Raw genomic sequence first — 18,668 nt, 5'->3', positions numbered from 1 at the left:
GAACGTATTCGTATGAATACGTTCTTTTTTTGCCTAAAGAAAAAATCATGGCGAACCATGATTTAAAGAAACTGTTTATATAACTCTTGATATTGTCCATCAACATCAAGAAGGGCATTCATGCTTAAATAAAAAGCCTCATCAAAGCTAGACTGCTTATTAATACACCACATCACTTCATAACCTGTAAAACAATGCGCTAAAGCCTTGTAGAGCGTTTCACAAGGTGATTGATTATGGATTTCCCCATTTGTCTGGGCTTTCTTAATAATGATCATGCATAGCTTAGTTAGACTTTCACGCATTTCAAAGCTTCTTTTATTTTCTTTTAAGTTCGCAATAAACATTTGGCTAAATAGATCATAACCATATTTCTTCGTTTCTTTGATGAGGGTGGAGAAAATGATAAGTAGTTGTTCAAGATGACTATCGCTATCAACGAGCTTATAAGTATCTTTGACAAGCTGATCAATCGTCTGGTCATAGAGATCTAAAATCAGTTCTTCTTTGGCATTGACATATTTATATAAGGTAGGCTTTGTAATATGCAGCTCGTCACAGATATCCTGAATAGTGACATTGTTGTAGCCTTTATCTAAAAAGAGCGCGATAGCTTTTTGTTTGATTTCTTCTGCTGTGATTTTCATAGTTTAAAACTCCTTACTCATACTATAACACAAATGAATGAAGAAGATTTGTTAAAAAAATCACTATCTTCATGTGAATATATTGACATCAGTGCGTAATGGTCTATAATTTACTTGAGTAAAGTAAAATATTACCAAGGTATAAAGGAGGAAGCGTTATGGCAAGAGGTTTATTTGACAAAACCTATATTGGTAAGATGAAATTAAAAAACAGAATCTTCATGTCACCAATGGGAACGACAGGAGAGGCTGATGGTGCCTATTGTAATGAGGGTATCGATTATTTTGAAGAACGTGCAAAAGGTGGTGCTGGTCTTATTATCACCGGGGCAAATGTTGTTTCTACGAAGTTTGAACCAAGACCATGTACTGAGCTATCTGATTTCCATCATGTGGAACGACTCAATATGCTTATTGAGAGATGTCATGCCTATGGGGCAAAGGTATGTGTACAGCTCTCTCCAGGACTAGGCAGACAGCAGTTTACTGATCCTTTTACACCACCTTATAGTGCTGGCAGCGTACCTGCTTTCTGGTTTCCAAATTTAATCTGCAAGCCATTCTCTAAAGATGATATTCATTACTTAGTTGAAAAGATTGGCTATAGTGCCTCACTAGCTGTTAATGCTGGAGCTGATTGTGTTGAATTACATGCATATGGTGGATATTTATTAGATCAGTTCCATTCAGTTCAATGGAATAATAGAACGGATGAATATGGTGGATCATTGGAAAATAGAATGCGTTTCACATTAGAATGTATTGATGCGATTAGAAAGAATATTCCTGCCAATATGCCACTGCTTGTAAAATTTACACCTCATCAGAGAGTTGAAGGCTTTAGAACAATCGATGAAGGTATTGAAATGGCCAAAATTCTTGAAAAAGCTGGTGTTGATGCCCTTCATGTTGATACGGGCTGCTATGAAGAATGGTTCCAGGCTATTACAACGGTATATAGTAAGCCAGGCTTCAAGCTTGATGTCCAGAAGGCTATTAAAGATGTCGTTAGTGTTCCTGTACTTGGTGATGGTAATTTAAAAGATCCGGAAGTGGCGAAGAAGGCTATTGAAGATGGTATTTTGGATTATGTTGGCTTAGCGCATCAGATGCTTGCTGATCCATATTGGCCTAAGAAAGTCAAAGCTGGACATCCTGAAGATATTGCACCATGTGTGGGCTGCAATGAATGCTTATTATCTGGCTTTAGTGGCAAGCATTATTATTGTGCTGTCAATCCATTATGTTATGCTGAAAAGGCTTATGCCTTGCCAAAACCAGATGGCACAAAGCGTAAAGTGCTTGTCATTGGTGGTGGCCCTGGTGGTATGATGGCTGCTATCACAGCGAGACGCCGCGGCTTTGATGTTGATCTTTATGAAAAAGAAGATAAGCTAGGTGGCACTTTATGGGCTGCTGGTGGACCTGATTTCAAGGCAGATGTTCTTAAGCTTATCGACTACTTAAAAATCCAGTGTCAAAAACTTGATGTCAATGTGCATCTTTCTACACCTATTTCAAAAGATCATATTCCAAGTGGCTATGATAAAGTTATTCTTGCCACTGGATCAACACCTGCTAAGCCACCTATTCCTGGTATTGAAACAACAACACTTGCTAGTGACTATTTGACACATCAGGCAACAGTTGGTAAGAAAGTTGTTGTCATTGGTGCTGGTTTAGCTGGCAGTGAAGCAGCATGTGATATTGCTGGTAAGGGTGGCGATGTGACTTTGGTAGAAATGTGTCCAGATATTCTATATACAGCTAATCATTGTTTAAATAATGACCAGCACTTAAGAAAGATGATCAAAGATCGCGGTGTTAAAAAAGAAACAAATGCGAAAGTCACAAATATCACACCTACAAGTGTGACATTTGAAAGAGATGGTCAGACAATCACACTAGAATGTGATACCGTTCTTAATGCGGTTGGCTTTAAACCAAATAATGAACTTGAAGATCTTCTTGAAGAGAAATATGAAGATGTTGCCATCATCGGTGATGCAGTTGCACCAAGAAAAATATTAACAGCGGTCCATGAAGCTTATCATGCCATCCGCATTATGGAATAGAGGGATAATATGATTACATTTGATTTAACAGGCAAAGTTGCCATTGTAACAGGGGCATCAAGCGGCTTAGGCAGACAATTTGCGAAAGCTTTAAGTGAACAGGGCTGTGATGTCGCTATTCTAGCAAGAAGAAAAGAACGACTTGAAAAACTTGCTGAAGAATTGAAGAAAAATGGCCATGATTGCCTAGCAGTAACTTGTGATGTCACAAATGAAGAAAGCATTTGTCAGGCAGTTAAAGACGTAGCTGATCATTTTGGCCATATTGATATTCTTGTCAATAATGCTGGTGTTGTGGAATATTCAAGTGGTTTAAGTGACCATACAACAGCTCAATGGGACAAAGTGCTCAATACGGATCTTAAGGGTGTGTTCTTGATGGGACGTGAAGTTTCAAAAGTCATGATGAAGCAGAAATATGGACGCATAATCAATATTGCTTCAGTTGGTGGTATTCAGGCTGGTCCTTCACAGGTAAGCTACTTTGCCGCTAAGGGTGGCGTAGTTAATCTGACAAAGGCCATGGCTGGTGACTTAGCACCTTATCATATTCTTGTCAATGCGATTGCTCCTGGTGTCTATGACACAGAAATGACTCATGATGCTTTGGATGCACCTGGTTCATTAGTCCTTAAGAACCGTGTCGCTCTCAAGAGATTTGGCCGTGAGGGTGAAATGAATGGAGCACTTATTTACTTTGCGAGTGACGCCTGCACCTATACAACAGGACAGCTACTTGTCGTTGATGGTGGCATGACAAGCATGCTTTAGAACTTTTCATCTTATAAAGTGTTTTCTTTGACATCAACAACCTACTGAACTAGTATGAAGGTAGGTAAGGTGATGGATATGAAAAGTACACTCATTAAAGATACGACAAGAGAAGAACGCCTCAAAATTATTCAGGAGGCCTTGAATTGTGATGATTCAGCCGGCTGTGAGAACTGCTCAGGATGTGGTGTGTTTGGGGCTGGAGATCCTTTTGATATGTATCGTGACTATATTGATGGAAAACGTGAAATCAAAGAGATCAATATGGCTTTTATTAGTCGTATGTTTGTAAGAGGAAGATAGTTTTAAGGAGGTTTTGAAGTTGATTTAGCTTTGAAATCTCCTTTTTGTGAAAAAAATGAGTTATACTGATTGTAAAAAGAAAGAGCTTACTTTAAGATATAGGGTAGGTATTAAAAGGAGGAAGTTTTACTATGTATAAAGTAACTGATAGTATCTATTATGTAGGTGTGAATGACCATAAGATAGATCTATTTGAAGGTCAGTATAAGGTCCCTCATGGTATGAGTTATAACTCATATATCATTGATGATGACAAGGTTCTTGTCATGGATACAGTAGACCAGAATTTCAAACATGAATGGCTTGATCATATTGCGAGTACACTTGGTGACAAAAAACCAGATTATCTTGTCGTACAACATATGGAACCAGACCACTCAGCGAATATTAAGAATTTCTTAGAAGTTTATCCAGAAGCAACTGTTGTAGGAAATGCCAAGACATTCAAAATGATGGAACAGTTCTTTGGCAAAGATATTGCTCCAAAGAGATTGGTTGTAGAAAATGGTGATACACTCGATTTAGGTCATCATCAGCTCACATTCGTGTTTGCGCCAATGGTTCACTGGCCAGAAGTCATGTTTACATATGATGCCACAGATAAAGTATTATTCTCGGCTGATGCCTTTGGTAAATTTGGTGCTCAGGATGTAGAAGAAGACTGGGAAAGCGAAGGCAGAAGATACTATATTGGTATTGTAGGTAAATATGGTATGCAGGTGACGAATGTCTTGAAGAAGGCAGCTGATCTTGATATTCAGATTATTGCCCCATTACATGGTCCTGTATTAGCAGAAAAGCTTGGCTATTATCTTGACCTCTATACAAAGTGGAGTGGCTATGAAACTGAAAAAGAAGGCATCATGATTGCTTATACAAGTGTTTATGGTCATACAAAGGCAGCAGTAGAGAAACTTGAAAATTTATTAAAAGCGAATCAGTGTCCTGATGTCAAAGTCTATGATTTAGCACGTTGTGATATGAGTGAAGCTGTTGCAGATGCATTTGCATATGGTAAGCTTGTGCTTGCGACAACGACATATAATGCTGATATTTTCCCATTCATGAATGAATTTCTTGATCATTTAGTAGAACGTAATTATCAGAATAAAACGATTGGTATTATTGAAAATGGAACTTGGGCACCACAGGCTGCTAAAGTCATTATTAAGAAGTTATCCAACCTAAAGAATATCAATCTTAATGAAAATGTTGTGCATATCATGTCTGCACTTAATGAAACAAGCACAAAACAGCTCGAAGCTCTTGCTGCTGACTTATGTTCTGAATATGTAGGAGCAAGTGATACTGCCAACAAGAATGATATGACAGCCCTCTTTAGATTAGGCTATGGTCTTTATGTTGTTACGACAAATGATGGCAAGATTGACAATGGCTGTATTGTCAATACAGTTAGCCAGGTTGCTGATAGTCCTACAAGAGTAGCTGTATGTATCAACAAGAAGAATTATACAGACCATATCATTGATAAGACAGGCATCATGAATATCAACTGCCTTTCAACAGAAGCACCATTTGAAGTCTTCAAGCAGTATGGCTTCCAGTCTGGACGTGCTGTCAACAAGTTTGAAAATATGAAATTCCATCGTACTGATAATGGCTTAGCCATCCTCCCACAGTACATCAATGCTGTCATCAGCTTAAAGGTTGAAAGCAAGCTTGATATCGAAAGTCACCATATGTATATCTGTACAGTGGAAGAAGCGCGTGTGCTTTCAAAAGTGCCAACAATGACATATACTTATTATCAGGATCATGTTAAACCAAAACCAGAAACAGCTGGCAAGAAAGGCTGGGTATGTAAGGTTTGTGGCTATGTTTATGAAGGTGATGAATTACCTGATGACTTTGTATGTCCATTATGTAAGCATGGCGCTAGTGATTTCGAAAGAATTGAATAATACACAGGAGTCTAGGCAACTAGACTTCTTTTTTTATAGGCAAGCAGGTGGAAGGAAAGGAGAGAGTTTGTTATAATGGGGTGAAAAGAGGTGGAAGCATGTTTGGACATTTACAGGTAAAGAGCTGTTATAGTTTTCAAGAATCAACAATCCTGATTGATGCGCTTGTCAAAATGGCAAAAGAGAAACAAATGGATGCTCTGGCTATATGTGACACAGACAATATGTATGGTGCTTTTGAGTTTTATGAAGCCTGTCAGAAATATCATATCAAGCCCATCTTTGGTGTTGAGGCTTCTATCTTGATTGATCAGGAAGTCTATCCTTTCACCCTTCTTGCGAAAGATGATGATGGCTATTTTAGTCTTGTAAGAATAGTGAGTGATATTAATCTTTCTGATGAGGGTGCTATTGATATTCAAGAGTTACTTGCTTATAAACATCATCTTTATATCATTTCAGCAAGTGATGATGGTATTGTAGAACGGTATATTGCGAAAGATATGGAAAAGGAAGCTGAACGCTATATGCGTAGCTTTAGAGAAGCTTTTGGTGATAATTATCTTGTGATGATGCAAAATCATGGCTTGGCCAATCAGGAAGTCAATAATAAGCGTTTGCTGGCGATTGCCAATTTTGTGAATGTGAAGGTTGTCTGGGGCAATGATGTGCGCTATTTAAGGCCACAGGAGGCCATTACGGTTGATTTGTTGCAGGCGGCAAAAGAGTCCCGTCCGCTTTCCCCTTACTTTGAAAGTGATACAAATCAACGCTATCTTAAAAACAGCAGTGAAATAGCCATGCTTTTTGATCGTGAGATTCTTAAGAATACAGAAGAAGTGCTTCAAATATGCAAAGCTTCCATTCCTACTGGGATGAAGAATCTGCCTTATTATCCAACGCCTCACCAGGCACCTCATGATGAATATTTAAGAAGCTTATGTATTGTTGGCTTAAAGAAACGCTTTTCTGGTAAGCATATTCCTGAAAGCTATAAGAATAGACTTTTTTATGAACTGAAAGTGATTCATGATATGGGTTTTGATGATTATTTTTTGATTGTCTATGATTATGTTCATTTTGCAAAGACACATGGTATACTTGTAGGCCCTGGCAGAGGATCAGCAGCTGGCTCACTTGTTGCCTATGTGCTAGGCATTACCAATATCGATCCGCTCAAATACAATTTGCTTTTTGAACGTTTTCTCAATCCAGAACGTGTCAGTATGCCTGATATTGATATCGACTTTGAGGATGATCGTCGTGATGAAGTCGTTGACTATGTGATTAAGAAATATGGACAGGAACGGGTTGCCCAGATTGTGACCTTCTCAACTTATGGACCAAGAAATGCCATCAAGGATCTTGGGAAGGTTGTTGGCTTGCCATTACCACGCCTAGAGATGCTTGCTAAAATGGTACCTACAGGACCTAAGAATAGAAAATCCATTACTGAAATGTATCAGACATCATCTTCATTTAAGAAGATGGTTGATGGCACTCAGGCATTACAGCGATTAATCAAGCCTATGAGCTTAGTAGAATATTTACCACGTAATATTTCCATGCATGCTGCTGGTGTCGTTATTTCCAAATATCCACTTAGAGAAATGGTTCCCTTAGTCAGAGGACCAAGCTCCATGATTATGACACAGTACTCCAAAGATTATATTGAGAGTGCAGGGGTCTTAAAAATGGACTTTCTTGGACTTAAGAACCTAACAATGATTAGTTATATTCTTGAGGATATCAAGAAAGATACAGGTGAAACTGTTAACTTATCGGCCATTCCCCTCAATGATGCCAAAACATATCAGCTTCTCTCAAATGGTGATACCTATGGAGTCTTCCAGCTAGAAAGTGAAGGTATGCGTAATCTTCTTAAAAGAATGCGTCCTAGAACCTTTATGGATATTGTCGATGCCATCGCCCTCTATCGACCTGGACCAATGGAAAACATTCCTCTTTATCTAGAAAACCGTGCCCATCAAGGCAAAATGCATTATGTTGATGAAAGTCTGATTCCTATTTTAAAAGATACCCATGGCATAATCATTTATCAGGAACAGATTATGCAGATTGCTCGTCAGGTTGCTGGTTTTAGCTTAGGCAAAGCAGATATTTTACGTAAAGCTGTCAGCAAGAAGAATGCCCAGGCGATGAGTGACATGCGTGAAAGCTTTATTGAAGGTGCTATTGCTAATGGGTATGGTGAGAAGAAGGCTGTGGAGATTTATGAATTGATTGAAAAGTTTGCAAATTATGGCTTTAATAAATCCCACTCTGTCGCATATGGTGTTGTAGCTTACTGGCTTGCCTATTTAAAAGCCAATTATCCGCTTTATTTCTTTGCCTCCATTCTTTCTAATGAAGGCAGTTCACAGACAGCCAAGCTTCATGTCATTGAAGAAAGTAAACGTTATGGCGTCAAGATTCTCGGGCCATCCATCAATCACTCCAAGCATCGTTTTGTCGTTGAAAATGGTGGGATTCGCTATTCTTTAACGGCAATCAAGAATATTGGTTATGCTTTCTATAAGGCACTTGATCAAGAACGACAGGAACATGGACCTTTTAGCGATATCTATGACTTTATAGCGAGAATGCAATCAAGCAGGATGCCGGCCAATGCACTAGAAAGCCTGATAGATGCAGGGGCTTTTGATGAATTCGAAAGCAATCGTGCCTATATCAAGGGTAATCTTGCGACTATTGTGGAATATGCGCATTTAAAGGCAACCATTGCTGTTGCTGATCCACCAATACTACGTGATTTCAAGGAATCTAAATGGGAACGCTTAGAAAATGAGAAGAATGTCTTAGGCCTCTATCTTTCTACGCATCCGCTTGCCATGCTGAAGAATGCTTATCGTAAGAAGAATCTGCCCATTGTCAATGTGGCTGATATTGATGAAAGTATGGTGAATAAGACAATCTTAGTGATGGTTGTTCTTCATCGTATTAAGGTTATTGTCGATAAGAAAGGTAATCAGATGGCCTTTATCAGTGGTAATGATGATACAGGTGAATTAGAAGCAACTGTCTTCAGCAATCAGTATCGACGTTATAGTGAGGACCCATCACATCCTCTTGAAAAAGACCGTACAGTCTTAATGAATGTACGTGTCCAAAAAAGAGAAGATAGTCTTTCTCTTGTGATGAACCAAATCAAGAAAGTGAAGTAAATACATGGAACAATTAATTTTAATAGATGGTAATTCATTACTTTTTAAAGCATTCTATGCAACAGGATATATGGGTAACTATATGATCAACAAGGATGGCATTCCAACCAATGGCATCTTTGGCTTTGCAAGAATGATTGATCGTATTCTTGCCGATAATCCCTCCAACTATGTCTTAGTTGCCTTTGATTATGGCAAACATACTTTTAGAAATGATTTACTTGATAGCTATAAAGCCACACGTACAAAAACACCTGATGAGCTGATTCCCCAGTTTGCGATGGCTAGAGAATATCTGACAGCACATAATATTCCTTATTATGAATTAGAAGGATATGAAGGTGATGATATTATTGGTACGCTTGCATCATTTGGGGAAGCTCATAATCTTGAAGTCGCTATTTATACAGGTGACAAAGATGCTTTCCAGCTTGTTAGTGATAAGACAACGGTCTATCGTACAGTCAAAGGTGTGACTGGCATTGATATTTATGACAAAGCTGCCTTGAAAGAAAAATGGGATATTGAACCTGACCAGGTTAGAGATTTACTTGGCTTGATGGGCGATAGTGCTGATAATATTCCTGGGATCAAGGGTGTTGGTGAAAAGACGGCTTTAAAGCTTATTCATCAATATGGCAGTATTGAAGGTATTAATGAACATAAGGATGAAATTAAGGGGAAGCTTGGAGAAAAGGTGAGAGATGGTATTGATGATGCTCTTATGAGCAAGAAGGTTGCCACAATTCTTAGAGATATTCCTATGGATGTCACTTTGGATATTGCCCATTATGATGGCTTTGATTTCAATACACTTAAGGCTTTCTATCAGAAATATGATATGCATTCCTTATTAAAAGGACTCGAAATCAATACTGAACAAAAAGAAGAAAAGCCTTTGACTTATGATATCGTCAAGACACTTCCTAGTATCACAAAAGAGAGTGCTGTCTATGTCAATATCTTTGATGAAAATTATCATAAATCAGATATCTTAGGCTTTGGTATTTATAATGATGAAGCAAGCTATTATATTAGCTTTGAAGATGCCTTGAAAGATGATGGCTTTCTTAGCTACATGAAAGATGAGAAGAAGAAAAAAGATGGCTTTGCGATTAAAGGAGCTATTCTAGCTTGTAAATGGCATGATATTGAAGTGAAGGGATATGATTTTGATTTATCTCTTGCAACATATGTCTTAACACCTGGTATTAAGGAAAATATGAAGGATGTTAGTGAATATTATGACTATCATGGTGTGCGCTATGAAGAAGAGGTTTATGGCAAGGGTGCTAAAAGACATGTGCCTGAACTTGATGAAGTGGCAAGAGATACGCTTGAAAAGGCCAAGGCTATTTATGAATTGAAGGATGTCGCTATCAAGAAACTCAAGGATGAAGAACAATATCATCTTTATGAAGAAATTGAAATGCCCGTCACTTATATTCTTGCCGATATGGAATATCAGGGGGCTAAGGTTGATCGTGATGTGCTTATCAGCATGGATCAGCAGTTTGATCAAGAAATTGAAGAACTTGAACAGGAGATCTACAAGCTCGCTGGTGAAGAATTCAAAATCTCTTCACCTAAACAGCTAGGCGATATTCTCTTTGAGAAACTTGGCCTCAAGAGTGGCAAGAAGACAAAAACTGGCTATTCGACAAGCCAGGATATCTTAGAAAAAATCAGTGACCAGCATCCCATTGTTCCACTCGTCTTAGAATATCGCCAGAAAACAAAGCTTTCTTCAACCTATCTTAAAGGTTTGCAGGAACAGATCTTTGATGATGGCAAGATTCATACCATCTATAAACAGACCTTAACTCAGACTGGGCGTCTTTCATCCGTCGATCCTAACTTACAAAATATTCCCGTAAGAAGCGAAGAAGGAAAGAAAATCAGAAAAGCCTTTGTGAGTGAACATGGCTATCTTGTTTCCTTTGACTATTCCCAAATTGAATTGCGTATTCTTGCCCATCTTGCCCATGTGACAAGACTCATTGAAGCCTTTAAAGCAGGCAAGGATATCCATGCTCATACGGCTGCACTTGTCTTTGGCGTGCCAGATGAAGAAGTTACAAGTCTGCAAAGAAGACAGGCAAAGACGATTAACTTTGGGATAATTTATGGCATGAGTGAATTTAGACTTTCAAGACAGAATAATATGACGCTTGATGAAGCAAGACTCTTTATTGCGAAATATTTTGAAACTTATCCTGAAATCAAGACTTACATGGATCAGGTTGTTAAGGATTGTGAAGAAACAGGCTATGTCAGCACAGTAGCTAATCGTAAACGCTATATTCCAACTATCCATGATAAAAATTTCATGGTCCGTGAACAGGCTAAGCGTTTCGCAATGAATGCGCCTATCCAGGGATCAGGTGCCGATATTATGAAACTAGCGATGATTGCGGTTGATCAGGCGATTAAAGAACATCATTTCAAAAGCAAGATTATTCTCCAGATTCATGATGAATTGATCTTTGATGTCTATGAAGATGAAGTGGAAACATTTATGCAGGTTGTCAAAGAAGCAATGGAATCATGCTTCAAGCTTGATGTCCCATTACTTGTAGAAGGCAATTATGCAAGAAACTGGGCGGATTTAAAATAGTATGCCAGAATTACCAGAAGTTGAGACCGTTAGAAGAACACTCAAGAACTTTATTCTTCATCAGGAAATAGAAAGCGTTGAAATACGTTATCAGAAGATTATTGATGGAGATGTTGCTTTATTCAAACAAGCACTCACCCACCAACATATCATTGATATTGATCGTTATGGTAAATATCTGATTTTTATTCTTGATGATTATGCCTTTATCAGCCATTTAAGAATGGAAGGCAAATATAATATCAAGCCCACAGGTACACCATACAATAAGCATGATCATGTCATCTTTCACTTAGGCAATGGTAACGATTTACGTTATAATGATACAAGAAAGTTTGGACGCATGATGCTTGTCGATAAAGACAACTATCGTCATTTGCCACCACTAAGCAAGCTAGGACAAGAGCCTCAAAATGCACAGTTTGAAGATATTTATGAAAAAATCCACCGTTCATCCTTGCCAATCAAGACATTGCTTCTTGATCAATCCATCTTGACGGGTATTGGTAATATTTATGCGAATGAAATCTGTTTTCGCATGCGCATGGATCCTCGTACAAGGGGCAAGCGTTTAAGCAAGAAGCGTGTTCAGGAGCTGATTGATATCTCTAAAGAAGTGCTTGATGAAGCTATTGCACAGGGCGGCACAACGATTCATTCCTTTGATGCCAATGGTATCCATGGTTTATTTCAGGTGCAGCTTGATGTTCATGAACAAAAGACATGTTCTATCTGTGGTTCAGATATAAAGAAAATTACATTAAATGGCCGAGGGACCTATTATTGTCCTGTCTGCCAGAAACGGAGGTACTAATTTATGTTACATTGGGGTGTTATGGGACTAGGCAACATTGCGCATCGCTTTGTTTCTAGCCTAGCCCAATTTGATGAAGCCGACTTTTATGCCGGAGCGAGTCATAATGCACAAAAAAGAGAAGAATTCAAAGAAAAATATCATCCAGCCGTCCTTTATGAAAATTATGAGGATATGTTGGAAGATGAGAATGTGGATGTTGTCTATATCGCCTTGCCTCATGGCCTGCATTTCAAGTGGGTGATGGAATCACTCAAGCATGGCAAATGTGTTCTTGTCGAAAAACCAGCATTCCTTTCAAGAGAAGAAGCCATAACGGCGACAAATTATGCCAAGAAGCATCATCTCTTCTTTATGGAAGCGATGAAGACAAGATTCATCCCGCTTGTAGAAGTGCTTCATAGACAGATTGAAAAAGGCTTGATTGGGAATATTGTGCGTGTTGAGAACTACTTTACGTCCAACAGTATCAATCAAATCTCACCCGATAGTTATCTCTTTGATCAAAATATGGGTGGTGCTCTTTATGATGTTGGTGTCTATAATATTGCCAGTATTCTTGATGTCATCAAGAGTGATGTCACACATATTGACAATGATGCAACATTTAAAAATGGCATTGATATTCATGACAAAGTGACATTGACATTCGCAAATGGAGCAGAGGCGTATTTCGAATGTGCCATCGATGATCCAGAAAACAAGCGCTCAGGAAAAATCATCGGGACAAAAGGCAGTATTGAAATGGATTATTTCTATCGCCCAACATCAGCTACTGTCAATTATGAAGGTGAAAGCCAGAGTGTGACAAGAGAACTTGATGGTGATGATTTCTATAGTGAGATTGCGGCTGTACATCATGGTATTAGCTATATTAACTATGAAGCTAAGCGCATGTCCCATCAGGATACGATTGATGAAGTCAGTCTTCTTGAACGTATTCATGAGGTGACTTATGGGAAGTAAGACTGTTATTGGTATAACAGGGGGCATTGCGAGCGGGAAGTCAACGGTGACGAACTATCTGATCACACATGGCTATGATGTTGTTGATGCGGATCAGATTGTTCATCAAGCCTATGAAGAGGGAAGTGGCTGTTACAAGCTTATTCAGGATACTTTTCATACGATCAACCGTCATGAAATTGGTCAGTTAGTCTTTCATGATGCTTCTAAGCGTCAGCTTCTTGAAAGCATTCTTCATCCCTATGTTTATCAGGTTATGGAAGACCATATTAAGCATAGTCGCCATCATCTCGTTTTCCTCGATGTTCCTTTGCTTTTTGAAACACATTTTGATCAGCTTTGTGACAAGACAATATGTGTTTATCTTGATGAGGATAGGCAGATAGAACGTTTGATGAAAAGAGATCATCTATCAAGGGATGAGGCAAAAAATCGTATTGATCTTCAGATGCCACTTGTCCAAAAGAAAGCATTGGCCACTTATACCATTGATAATAGTGGTTATTTGGAAGATCTTGAAGGACAGATCTTAAAGATATTAGAGGATGTGAATAAGGATGGCACTTTATAAGACAGATATGTATATCGCTGAATATGCCTATCCACTCGATAGTATGATGGAAGATGAGCTGATTTATCTCTATCAGCCTCTTATTGGCATTGAAGGCTATACGCTTTATAATTTGCTTTATACCGAGGCGAAGCGCATGGACCGTTTCCATGTTCTTTGTCCTGTTGATCGCCTGTTGATCTATTCTGGACTTTCTCTCACTCGCTTACAAGAAGTGCTTGAGACGCTTGAGGCAATTGGCTTGTTGAAAACTTATCGCAATAGTGAGGATGGTAAGACAAAATATCTATTTCGCGTACAAATGCCTTTATCAATCAATCATTTCTTTGCGAACCAGATTCTTACAACCTTACTGATTCATACAATAGGGCGTGATGATGTCATGCGTGTACGTGATTATTTCCGTATTGCGGGTGAAAAGATGACAGGCTATGAAGATATCACTGCCCGTTTTCAGGATGTCTTTGACATTCGTCTGAATGACAAGCCACCACTCAAAACAAAATTCAATTATGCCCATAAAAAAGAAGCCAATATCATCTATGATTATGATTTGTCTTTGTTTTATGAGACATTGCGTGACTATCAGTTACCAGCCTATATTATTGACAATGAGAAAGACTTTATCGTTCAGCTGGCAGTTGTCTATAATGTGGATGCCATTGCCCTTGCCTCATTGACCCGGGAAAGTGTGATTGATAATCGTTTTGATCGGGAGCTTTTTAAGAAGAAATGCCAGGAATTCTATAATCTCAATAGCACCAGCCAGCTTTCCGAAGTCTATCATACACAACCAGAAGCCTACCGCTCACAGCACACTGCCAATGATCCAATCAGCCAGCATTTGAACTATCTTGAAACAATTTCTCCCTATCAGTTGTTGAAGGAAAAGCAGGGGGGAAAAGAGCCGGTTATGCATGACTTGGCGATTGCAGAAACTCTGATGACGCAGCTTGACTTAACGCCGGGCGTTGTCAATGTCTTGTTGGAGTATGTGTTAGGCAACAATAATCAAACATTGAATCGTAGTTATTGTGAAACAATTGGAGCAAGCTGGAGCCGTAAACATCTCCATACAGCCAAAGAAGCTTATGAGGCTGTTATGGGTTATGAACGCACAAGGAATGGTGAAAAGCCAAAGCAGTCACCAGCCCAAAATGTTCAAGAACGTGTTAATGATGATGACTTTATGAAACTTATTGAAGAATTGAAAGGTGAGACATCATGATAAAGATTGATCAGGAAATAGAGCTTGATGATATTTCAGAAATCAAGAAAAAAAGCTTACAGGAACTTATTACCAATCCAGCTATTGCCGAGTTTGTCAAAACAAATCATTTGAGTTATCAGCATCTTTCAGATTACTGGGCAGAACTGCTTGGATTCGATGAAGACAGGAAGGAGTGTGCTGTTTGTACAGGGTTAGCGCATTGTCCAAAGGTCAGTAAAGGATTATGCAAGACGCTTGTATTTGACGGCAATGCCATTTCTTCCACTCTTTCATATTGTCGCTTTGGTGAAGAGAAGCGAGAAGAGAATAGCCTTTTAAGACATTTTGTCTACAATAATATGTCAAACAAGATGGCACTGATTCAGTTGAATAAAACAAGTTTCGTGACTGATCCTTCTCATTTATCAGCGAATATGAAATTGGCTATTCAGGCCATCGTCGCTTACCGCAAACATCCCACATCAAAAGGAATTTATCTTTCTGGCAAGAGCGGCAGTGGCAAGACGGTGTTACTAGCAAGCTTGATGAATGCCTTAGCTCGTCAGGGGAAGGATGTTGGCATAATGAATATGTCCACATTTCTTTATGAAATGAAAGCGAGCTTTAATAATTATGAACAGGATGAAAGTTATTTGAATCAAGTCATTAATGTTCCTTATTTGTTGATAGATGGACTTGGGGATGAGAATGTGACAGCCTGGAGCAGGGATGAAATTCTCGGGACAATTCTCAATTATCGAGCAATTAATGAACTGCCTACTTTCTTTACTTCAACCTTCTCGCTTGATCAGCTCGCCCAGGCCTATACCTGCACGAAGGCAAGTGATAAAGCTGATGCATTAAGAAGAGAACGTATTGCTGATAAAATTAGCAGCATGGTCAATGCCTATGCTTTGTAAAAAAATCACTACTGATTGTAGTGATTTTTTAGTCCATAATTTTCTTGTAGATTGCCTCAAGATCAACATCCTTTGAACGATCAGTAAAGTGAATCTTAATGCCTTCATTCTCTTCGTAGCGAGGAATGATATGAATGTGGAAATGATGCACTGTCTGACCAGCGACTTCATTGGCATTAGAAAGGATATTGCAGCCCTTAGCCCCCATTTTCTCAACAATCTTGTTGGCAAGATTCTTAGCTACAACACTCATATGCATCAATACATCATCATCCACTTCTAGAATAGAAGCGTAATGTTTTTTAGGAATGACAAGTGTATGACCATCAGTAACCTGGGATAAATCTAAAAATGCCATACATACATCATCCTCATAAACAATCTTACCAGGAATCTCTTTATTCGCAATCTTACAGAAAATACAATTTTGATCCATTTTTTTCCATCCTCCTGTATTCATTCTACTCCTTTTTGATATAATGGGAAAGCTTAAGGTAGGTAGAATATATGGATGAAATCACATTATACATATATGATTCACAAGATCATGAAATCAAACGAGTGGTAAGTTATATTGGTCTCAATTGCAATAGTCATCAGCTGACGATTGAATATGGCTATCAATCACCTAATGGCTTGAGTGATATTCAGGTTGAGTATAGACCTCTATCAAGTCATTTTAGTTTGAGTGAGCTTTATGATTTGATGCTTTCTTATTGTGAAGATGTATCTTTTGATGACTTGCTTTATAATGATCAGTTGATGGATTATTTTTTGAGTGAAAAGGATGAAGGTCATCTCTATGAAATTGATGGATTATTTCAGGAGATGATAGAAGAAGATCGTGATGTCTATGATGAAGATGATGTGATTTTATTAGCTGTGGATTATACGAATTATGGACAGTTTCTAAAGGCTAGAGAGCTTTATAACCAAGCACAAGAGTGTTATCAAAATGCTGCTGTTCTTCTTTGTGAAGTTGCGAAAGAGAATGATAATGATATCAACCGCCATAATGCCACAAGTGCCCTTGAACAGCTTGCTGATATCTTATTTCTTGAAGAAAAGGATGAAGAAGCACTAAAAGCTTATCAAAATCTCTTTTCACAAATATCAGCAGGAGAACAGGATTATCGTTATGGTCATGTCTTAGAGCGTATTGCCTTGATTTATCATCGTCTTGATGATGAAAATCGTTCGCTGTTCTTTCATAAAGCAGAAACAGCTGTATATCGCAAGCTCTATCTTGAGGAGCAGACTGATGACAATCAATATGCCCTGGCTATTGGGTTAAGACAGATTGCCTTAAGACTGATGCTGTTAGATATGGATGGGCAGGAAGTCTTAGATTTGTTTGAAGAGAGCTATCAATATCTCCTCGCTTTACCTGAAGAGTTTGTGCATGATGATCTTATTGTGGCAATTGAATATAAGGGAGATGCTTATCTTGCTCTTGAAGATTACAGACAAGCTATCCAGCATTATTGTCAGGTGGAAAAGATGATTATCACTGATGATCTTAAAGAACAAAGTATCGATAATCTCTTTTCTCAAAGTATTATTCATAAGAAATTAGGACGTTGTTATGAGAAAATCGATGACAAAGATAATGCCATGCATTATTTTCAAGAAGCTCTTAAAGAAGTAAGTCAAGTGGCTAATATCAGAGGGGCATATCATGACTATGCAGAAAAAGGGATTGCCTTAATGAATATTGGCTGGCATTACTTCAATCATGAAGAGTATGATCTTGCCTATCAATACTTCTATGACGACCTGCTTTTGCGCATTCAGATCAACAATAGCTATCATACTATACCTTCAGCCTATAGCTTATCTTTAGCTATGCGCCATATGGGCTATGTAGAAGAAGCGTTGGGACATCTTGAAAGTGCACGTGATTATCTAAAGGAGTGCTTGATTATAAGCCAGCAGTATCGCAAGAAAGACAAAGAATCAAGAGAATACTATTATTATGTTTCTTTAAAAGATTATGCTCATATTCTCTATGTCTTAAAGGAATATGAAGAGGCTTATGTGGACTTTAAGGAAGTTAAAGACTATCTGAGAAGTGGCAAGATTACTTATGTGCATGAGTATACATTGAATGATGAAAGTATTAAAGAAATGAAGGATTGTGAGGAAAAACGGAATGGAATATATTAAAGGAATAGAAACGGATGCAATCATTGAAGAAGGATATGAAATAGAGCCAACATGCATTAGAGCCAATGTCTCAGCCGATAAAATGCTTCAGATCATTTATCATTTCTTAGAAATGAATGGCGAAGAGAATTATGACTTTGCGCTTAATGTATCCTTAGAACATTATCATTTATCAGGCATGTATAAGGCTATGCTTCAAGCCATGTTTGAACATATGGAGGAGGTATTAGTTAATGACGGCATGTCAACATTTTCTATTACGGCAGCCAATGGGGATATATTGACAAAGGATGTTTATAATGAAATGCATGTGACAAGCGCTAAGATTGTCAAAAGATATAAGAAAATCTTTGAGAAAGAACAAATTAAAAGAAATAATGACTTAATATTCTTAAAAGATCAGAACTTACCTATCACATCAAAACGCTATGTTATGGAAGATGGGACAGATATTTATGCCGTTGTTGGGGCATTAAAGATGCTTGGTATGAAATAAGTGAC

The 18,668-nt window shown here is 38.2% G+C and carries 15 protein-coding genes; 13 read left to right on the top strand and 2 right to left on the bottom strand.

Annotated features, from left to right (window positions below):
* Nucleotides 1–62: 62 nt before the first annotated feature.
* Nucleotides 63–647, bottom strand: a complete 585-nt coding sequence (locus FYJ79_RS03965) for a TetR/AcrR family transcriptional regulator (RefSeq protein WP_154514686.1) — start codon at nucleotides 645–647, stop codon at nucleotides 63–65.
* Nucleotides 648–805: 158 nt separating this feature from the next.
* Between FYJ79_RS03965 and FYJ79_RS03960 the strand changes: the two genes are divergently transcribed.
* From FYJ79_RS03960 to FYJ79_RS03910, 11 genes are all read left to right on the top strand, one after another.
* On the top strand, nucleotides 806–2,722 hold the full coding sequence (locus tag FYJ79_RS03960) for an NAD(P)/FAD-dependent oxidoreductase (RefSeq protein ID WP_154514684.1): 1,917 nt from the start codon (nucleotides 806–808) through the stop codon (nucleotides 2,720–2,722).
* 9 nt (nucleotides 2,723–2,731) lie between these two features.
* Nucleotides 2,732–3,493: an SDR family NAD(P)-dependent oxidoreductase gene (locus FYJ79_RS03955; RefSeq protein WP_154514682.1), complete on the top strand. Its 762-nt coding sequence runs from the start codon at nucleotides 2,732–2,734 to the stop codon at nucleotides 3,491–3,493.
* Nucleotides 3,494–3,571: 78 nt separating this feature from the next.
* Nucleotides 3,572–3,796, top strand: coding sequence for a hypothetical protein (locus tag FYJ79_RS03950; RefSeq protein WP_229771305.1), 225 nt, complete (start codon nucleotides 3,572–3,574; stop codon nucleotides 3,794–3,796).
* Between the two features lie 131 nt (nucleotides 3,797–3,927).
* A complete protein-coding gene (locus FYJ79_RS03945) occupies nucleotides 3,928–5,718 on the top strand; it encodes a flavin reductase (RefSeq protein ID WP_154514680.1) in 1,791 nt (596 codons plus the stop codon).
* Nucleotides 5,719–5,816: 98 nt separating this feature from the next.
* On the top strand, nucleotides 5,817–8,903 hold the full coding sequence (dnaE, locus tag FYJ79_RS03940; RefSeq protein WP_154514678.1) for a DNA polymerase III subunit alpha: 3,087 nt from the start codon (nucleotides 5,817–5,819) through the stop codon (nucleotides 8,901–8,903).
* A 4-nt stretch (nucleotides 8,904–8,907) separates the two neighbouring features.
* Nucleotides 8,908–11,520: a DNA polymerase I gene (gene polA / locus FYJ79_RS03935; RefSeq protein ID WP_154514676.1), complete on the top strand. Its 2,613-nt coding sequence runs from the start codon at nucleotides 8,908–8,910 to the stop codon at nucleotides 11,518–11,520.
* A 1-nt stretch (nucleotide 11,521) separates the two neighbouring features.
* The gene (gene mutM / locus FYJ79_RS03930) at nucleotides 11,522–12,334 is read left to right on the top strand and encodes a DNA-formamidopyrimidine glycosylase (RefSeq protein ID WP_154514674.1); all 813 of its coding nucleotides are present in this window, start codon (nucleotides 11,522–11,524) and stop codon (nucleotides 12,332–12,334) included.
* 3 nt (nucleotides 12,335–12,337) lie between these two features.
* Nucleotides 12,338–13,300: a Gfo/Idh/MocA family protein gene (locus FYJ79_RS03925; protein WP_154514672.1), complete on the top strand. Its 963-nt coding sequence runs from the start codon at nucleotides 12,338–12,340 to the stop codon at nucleotides 13,298–13,300.
* On the top strand, nucleotides 13,290–13,871 hold the full coding sequence (gene coaE, locus FYJ79_RS03920) for a dephospho-CoA kinase (RefSeq protein WP_154514670.1): 582 nt from the start codon (nucleotides 13,290–13,292) through the stop codon (nucleotides 13,869–13,871). Before FYJ79_RS03925 ends, coaE begins: the two co-directional genes overlap by 11 nt.
* Nucleotides 13,858–15,099: a DnaD domain protein gene (locus FYJ79_RS03915; RefSeq protein ID WP_154514668.1), complete on the top strand. Its 1,242-nt coding sequence runs from the start codon at nucleotides 13,858–13,860 to the stop codon at nucleotides 15,097–15,099. The genes coaE and FYJ79_RS03915 overlap by 14 nt, the downstream gene beginning before the upstream one ends.
* Nucleotides 15,096–16,001 carry a hypothetical protein gene (locus FYJ79_RS03910; RefSeq protein WP_154514666.1) on the top strand — a complete coding sequence of 302 codons (906 nt, stop codon included), beginning with the start codon at nucleotides 15,096–15,098 and terminating at the stop codon, nucleotides 15,999–16,001. Before FYJ79_RS03915 ends, FYJ79_RS03910 begins: the two co-directional genes overlap by 4 nt.
* 28 nt (nucleotides 16,002–16,029) lie before the next feature.
* Here the strand turns inward: FYJ79_RS03910 and FYJ79_RS03905 are convergent, their stop codons facing one another.
* A complete protein-coding gene (locus tag FYJ79_RS03905; RefSeq protein ID WP_154514664.1) occupies nucleotides 16,030–16,437 on the bottom strand; it encodes an HIT family protein in 408 nt (135 codons plus the stop codon).
* 71 nt (nucleotides 16,438–16,508) lie between these two features.
* Between FYJ79_RS03905 and FYJ79_RS03900 the strand changes: the two genes are divergently transcribed.
* Both FYJ79_RS03900 and FYJ79_RS03895 read left to right on the top strand, forming a co-directional pair.
* Nucleotides 16,509–18,167: a hypothetical protein gene (locus tag FYJ79_RS03900; protein WP_154514662.1), complete on the top strand. Its 1,659-nt coding sequence runs from the start codon at nucleotides 16,509–16,511 to the stop codon at nucleotides 18,165–18,167.
* Complete coding sequence (locus tag FYJ79_RS03895) at nucleotides 18,154–18,663, top strand: hypothetical protein (RefSeq protein ID WP_154514660.1); 510 nt, start codon at nucleotides 18,154–18,156, stop codon at nucleotides 18,661–18,663. The genes FYJ79_RS03900 and FYJ79_RS03895 overlap by 14 nt, the downstream gene beginning before the upstream one ends.
* The last annotated feature ends 5 nt before the right edge of the window (nucleotides 18,664–18,668 follow it).

Origin of the sequence: Sharpea porci (assembly GCF_009695655.1) — a bacterium.
GTDB lineage: Bacteria > Bacillota_I > Bacilli_A > Erysipelotrichales > Coprobacillaceae > Sharpea > Sharpea porci.
The sequence above is the reverse complement of the archived record's forward strand: the minus strand, read 5'-3'. Positions and strand labels throughout refer to the sequence as shown.

Coding starts and splice junctions, on each gene's coding strand:
- FYJ79_RS03925 (WP_154514672.1), top strand. CDS start 12,338: ATGTTACATTGGGGTGTTATGGGACTAGGCAACATTGCGCATCGCTTT.
- FYJ79_RS03915 (WP_154514668.1), top strand. CDS start 13,858: ATGGCACTTTATAAGACAGATATGTATATCGCTGAATATGCCTATCCA.
- FYJ79_RS03945 (WP_154514680.1), top strand. CDS start 3,928: ATGTATAAAGTAACTGATAGTATCTATTATGTAGGTGTGAATGACCAT.
- FYJ79_RS03905 (WP_154514664.1), bottom strand. CDS start 16,437: ATGGATCAAAATTGTATTTTCTGTAAGATTGCGAATAAAGAGATTCCT.
- dnaE (WP_154514678.1), top strand. CDS start 5,817: ATGTTTGGACATTTACAGGTAAAGAGCTGTTATAGTTTTCAAGAATCA.
- FYJ79_RS03900 (WP_154514662.1), top strand. CDS start 16,509: ATGGATGAAATCACATTATACATATATGATTCACAAGATCATGAAATC.
- coaE (WP_154514670.1), top strand. CDS start 13,290: ATGGGAAGTAAGACTGTTATTGGTATAACAGGGGGCATTGCGAGCGGG.
- FYJ79_RS03895 (WP_154514660.1), top strand. CDS start 18,154: ATGGAATATATTAAAGGAATAGAAACGGATGCAATCATTGAAGAAGGA.
- mutM (WP_154514674.1), top strand. CDS start 11,522: ATGCCAGAATTACCAGAAGTTGAGACCGTTAGAAGAACACTCAAGAAC.
- FYJ79_RS03960 (WP_154514684.1), top strand. CDS start 806: ATGGCAAGAGGTTTATTTGACAAAACCTATATTGGTAAGATGAAATTA.
- FYJ79_RS03950 (WP_229771305.1), top strand. CDS start 3,572: ATGAAAAGTACACTCATTAAAGATACGACAAGAGAAGAACGCCTCAAA.
- FYJ79_RS03965 (WP_154514686.1), bottom strand. CDS start 647: ATGAAAATCACAGCAGAAGAAATCAAACAAAAAGCTATCGCGCTCTTT.
- polA (WP_154514676.1), top strand. CDS start 8,908: ATGGAACAATTAATTTTAATAGATGGTAATTCATTACTTTTTAAAGCA.
- FYJ79_RS03955 (WP_154514682.1), top strand. CDS start 2,732: ATGATTACATTTGATTTAACAGGCAAAGTTGCCATTGTAACAGGGGCA.
- FYJ79_RS03910 (WP_154514666.1), top strand. CDS start 15,096: ATGATAAAGATTGATCAGGAAATAGAGCTTGATGATATTTCAGAAATC.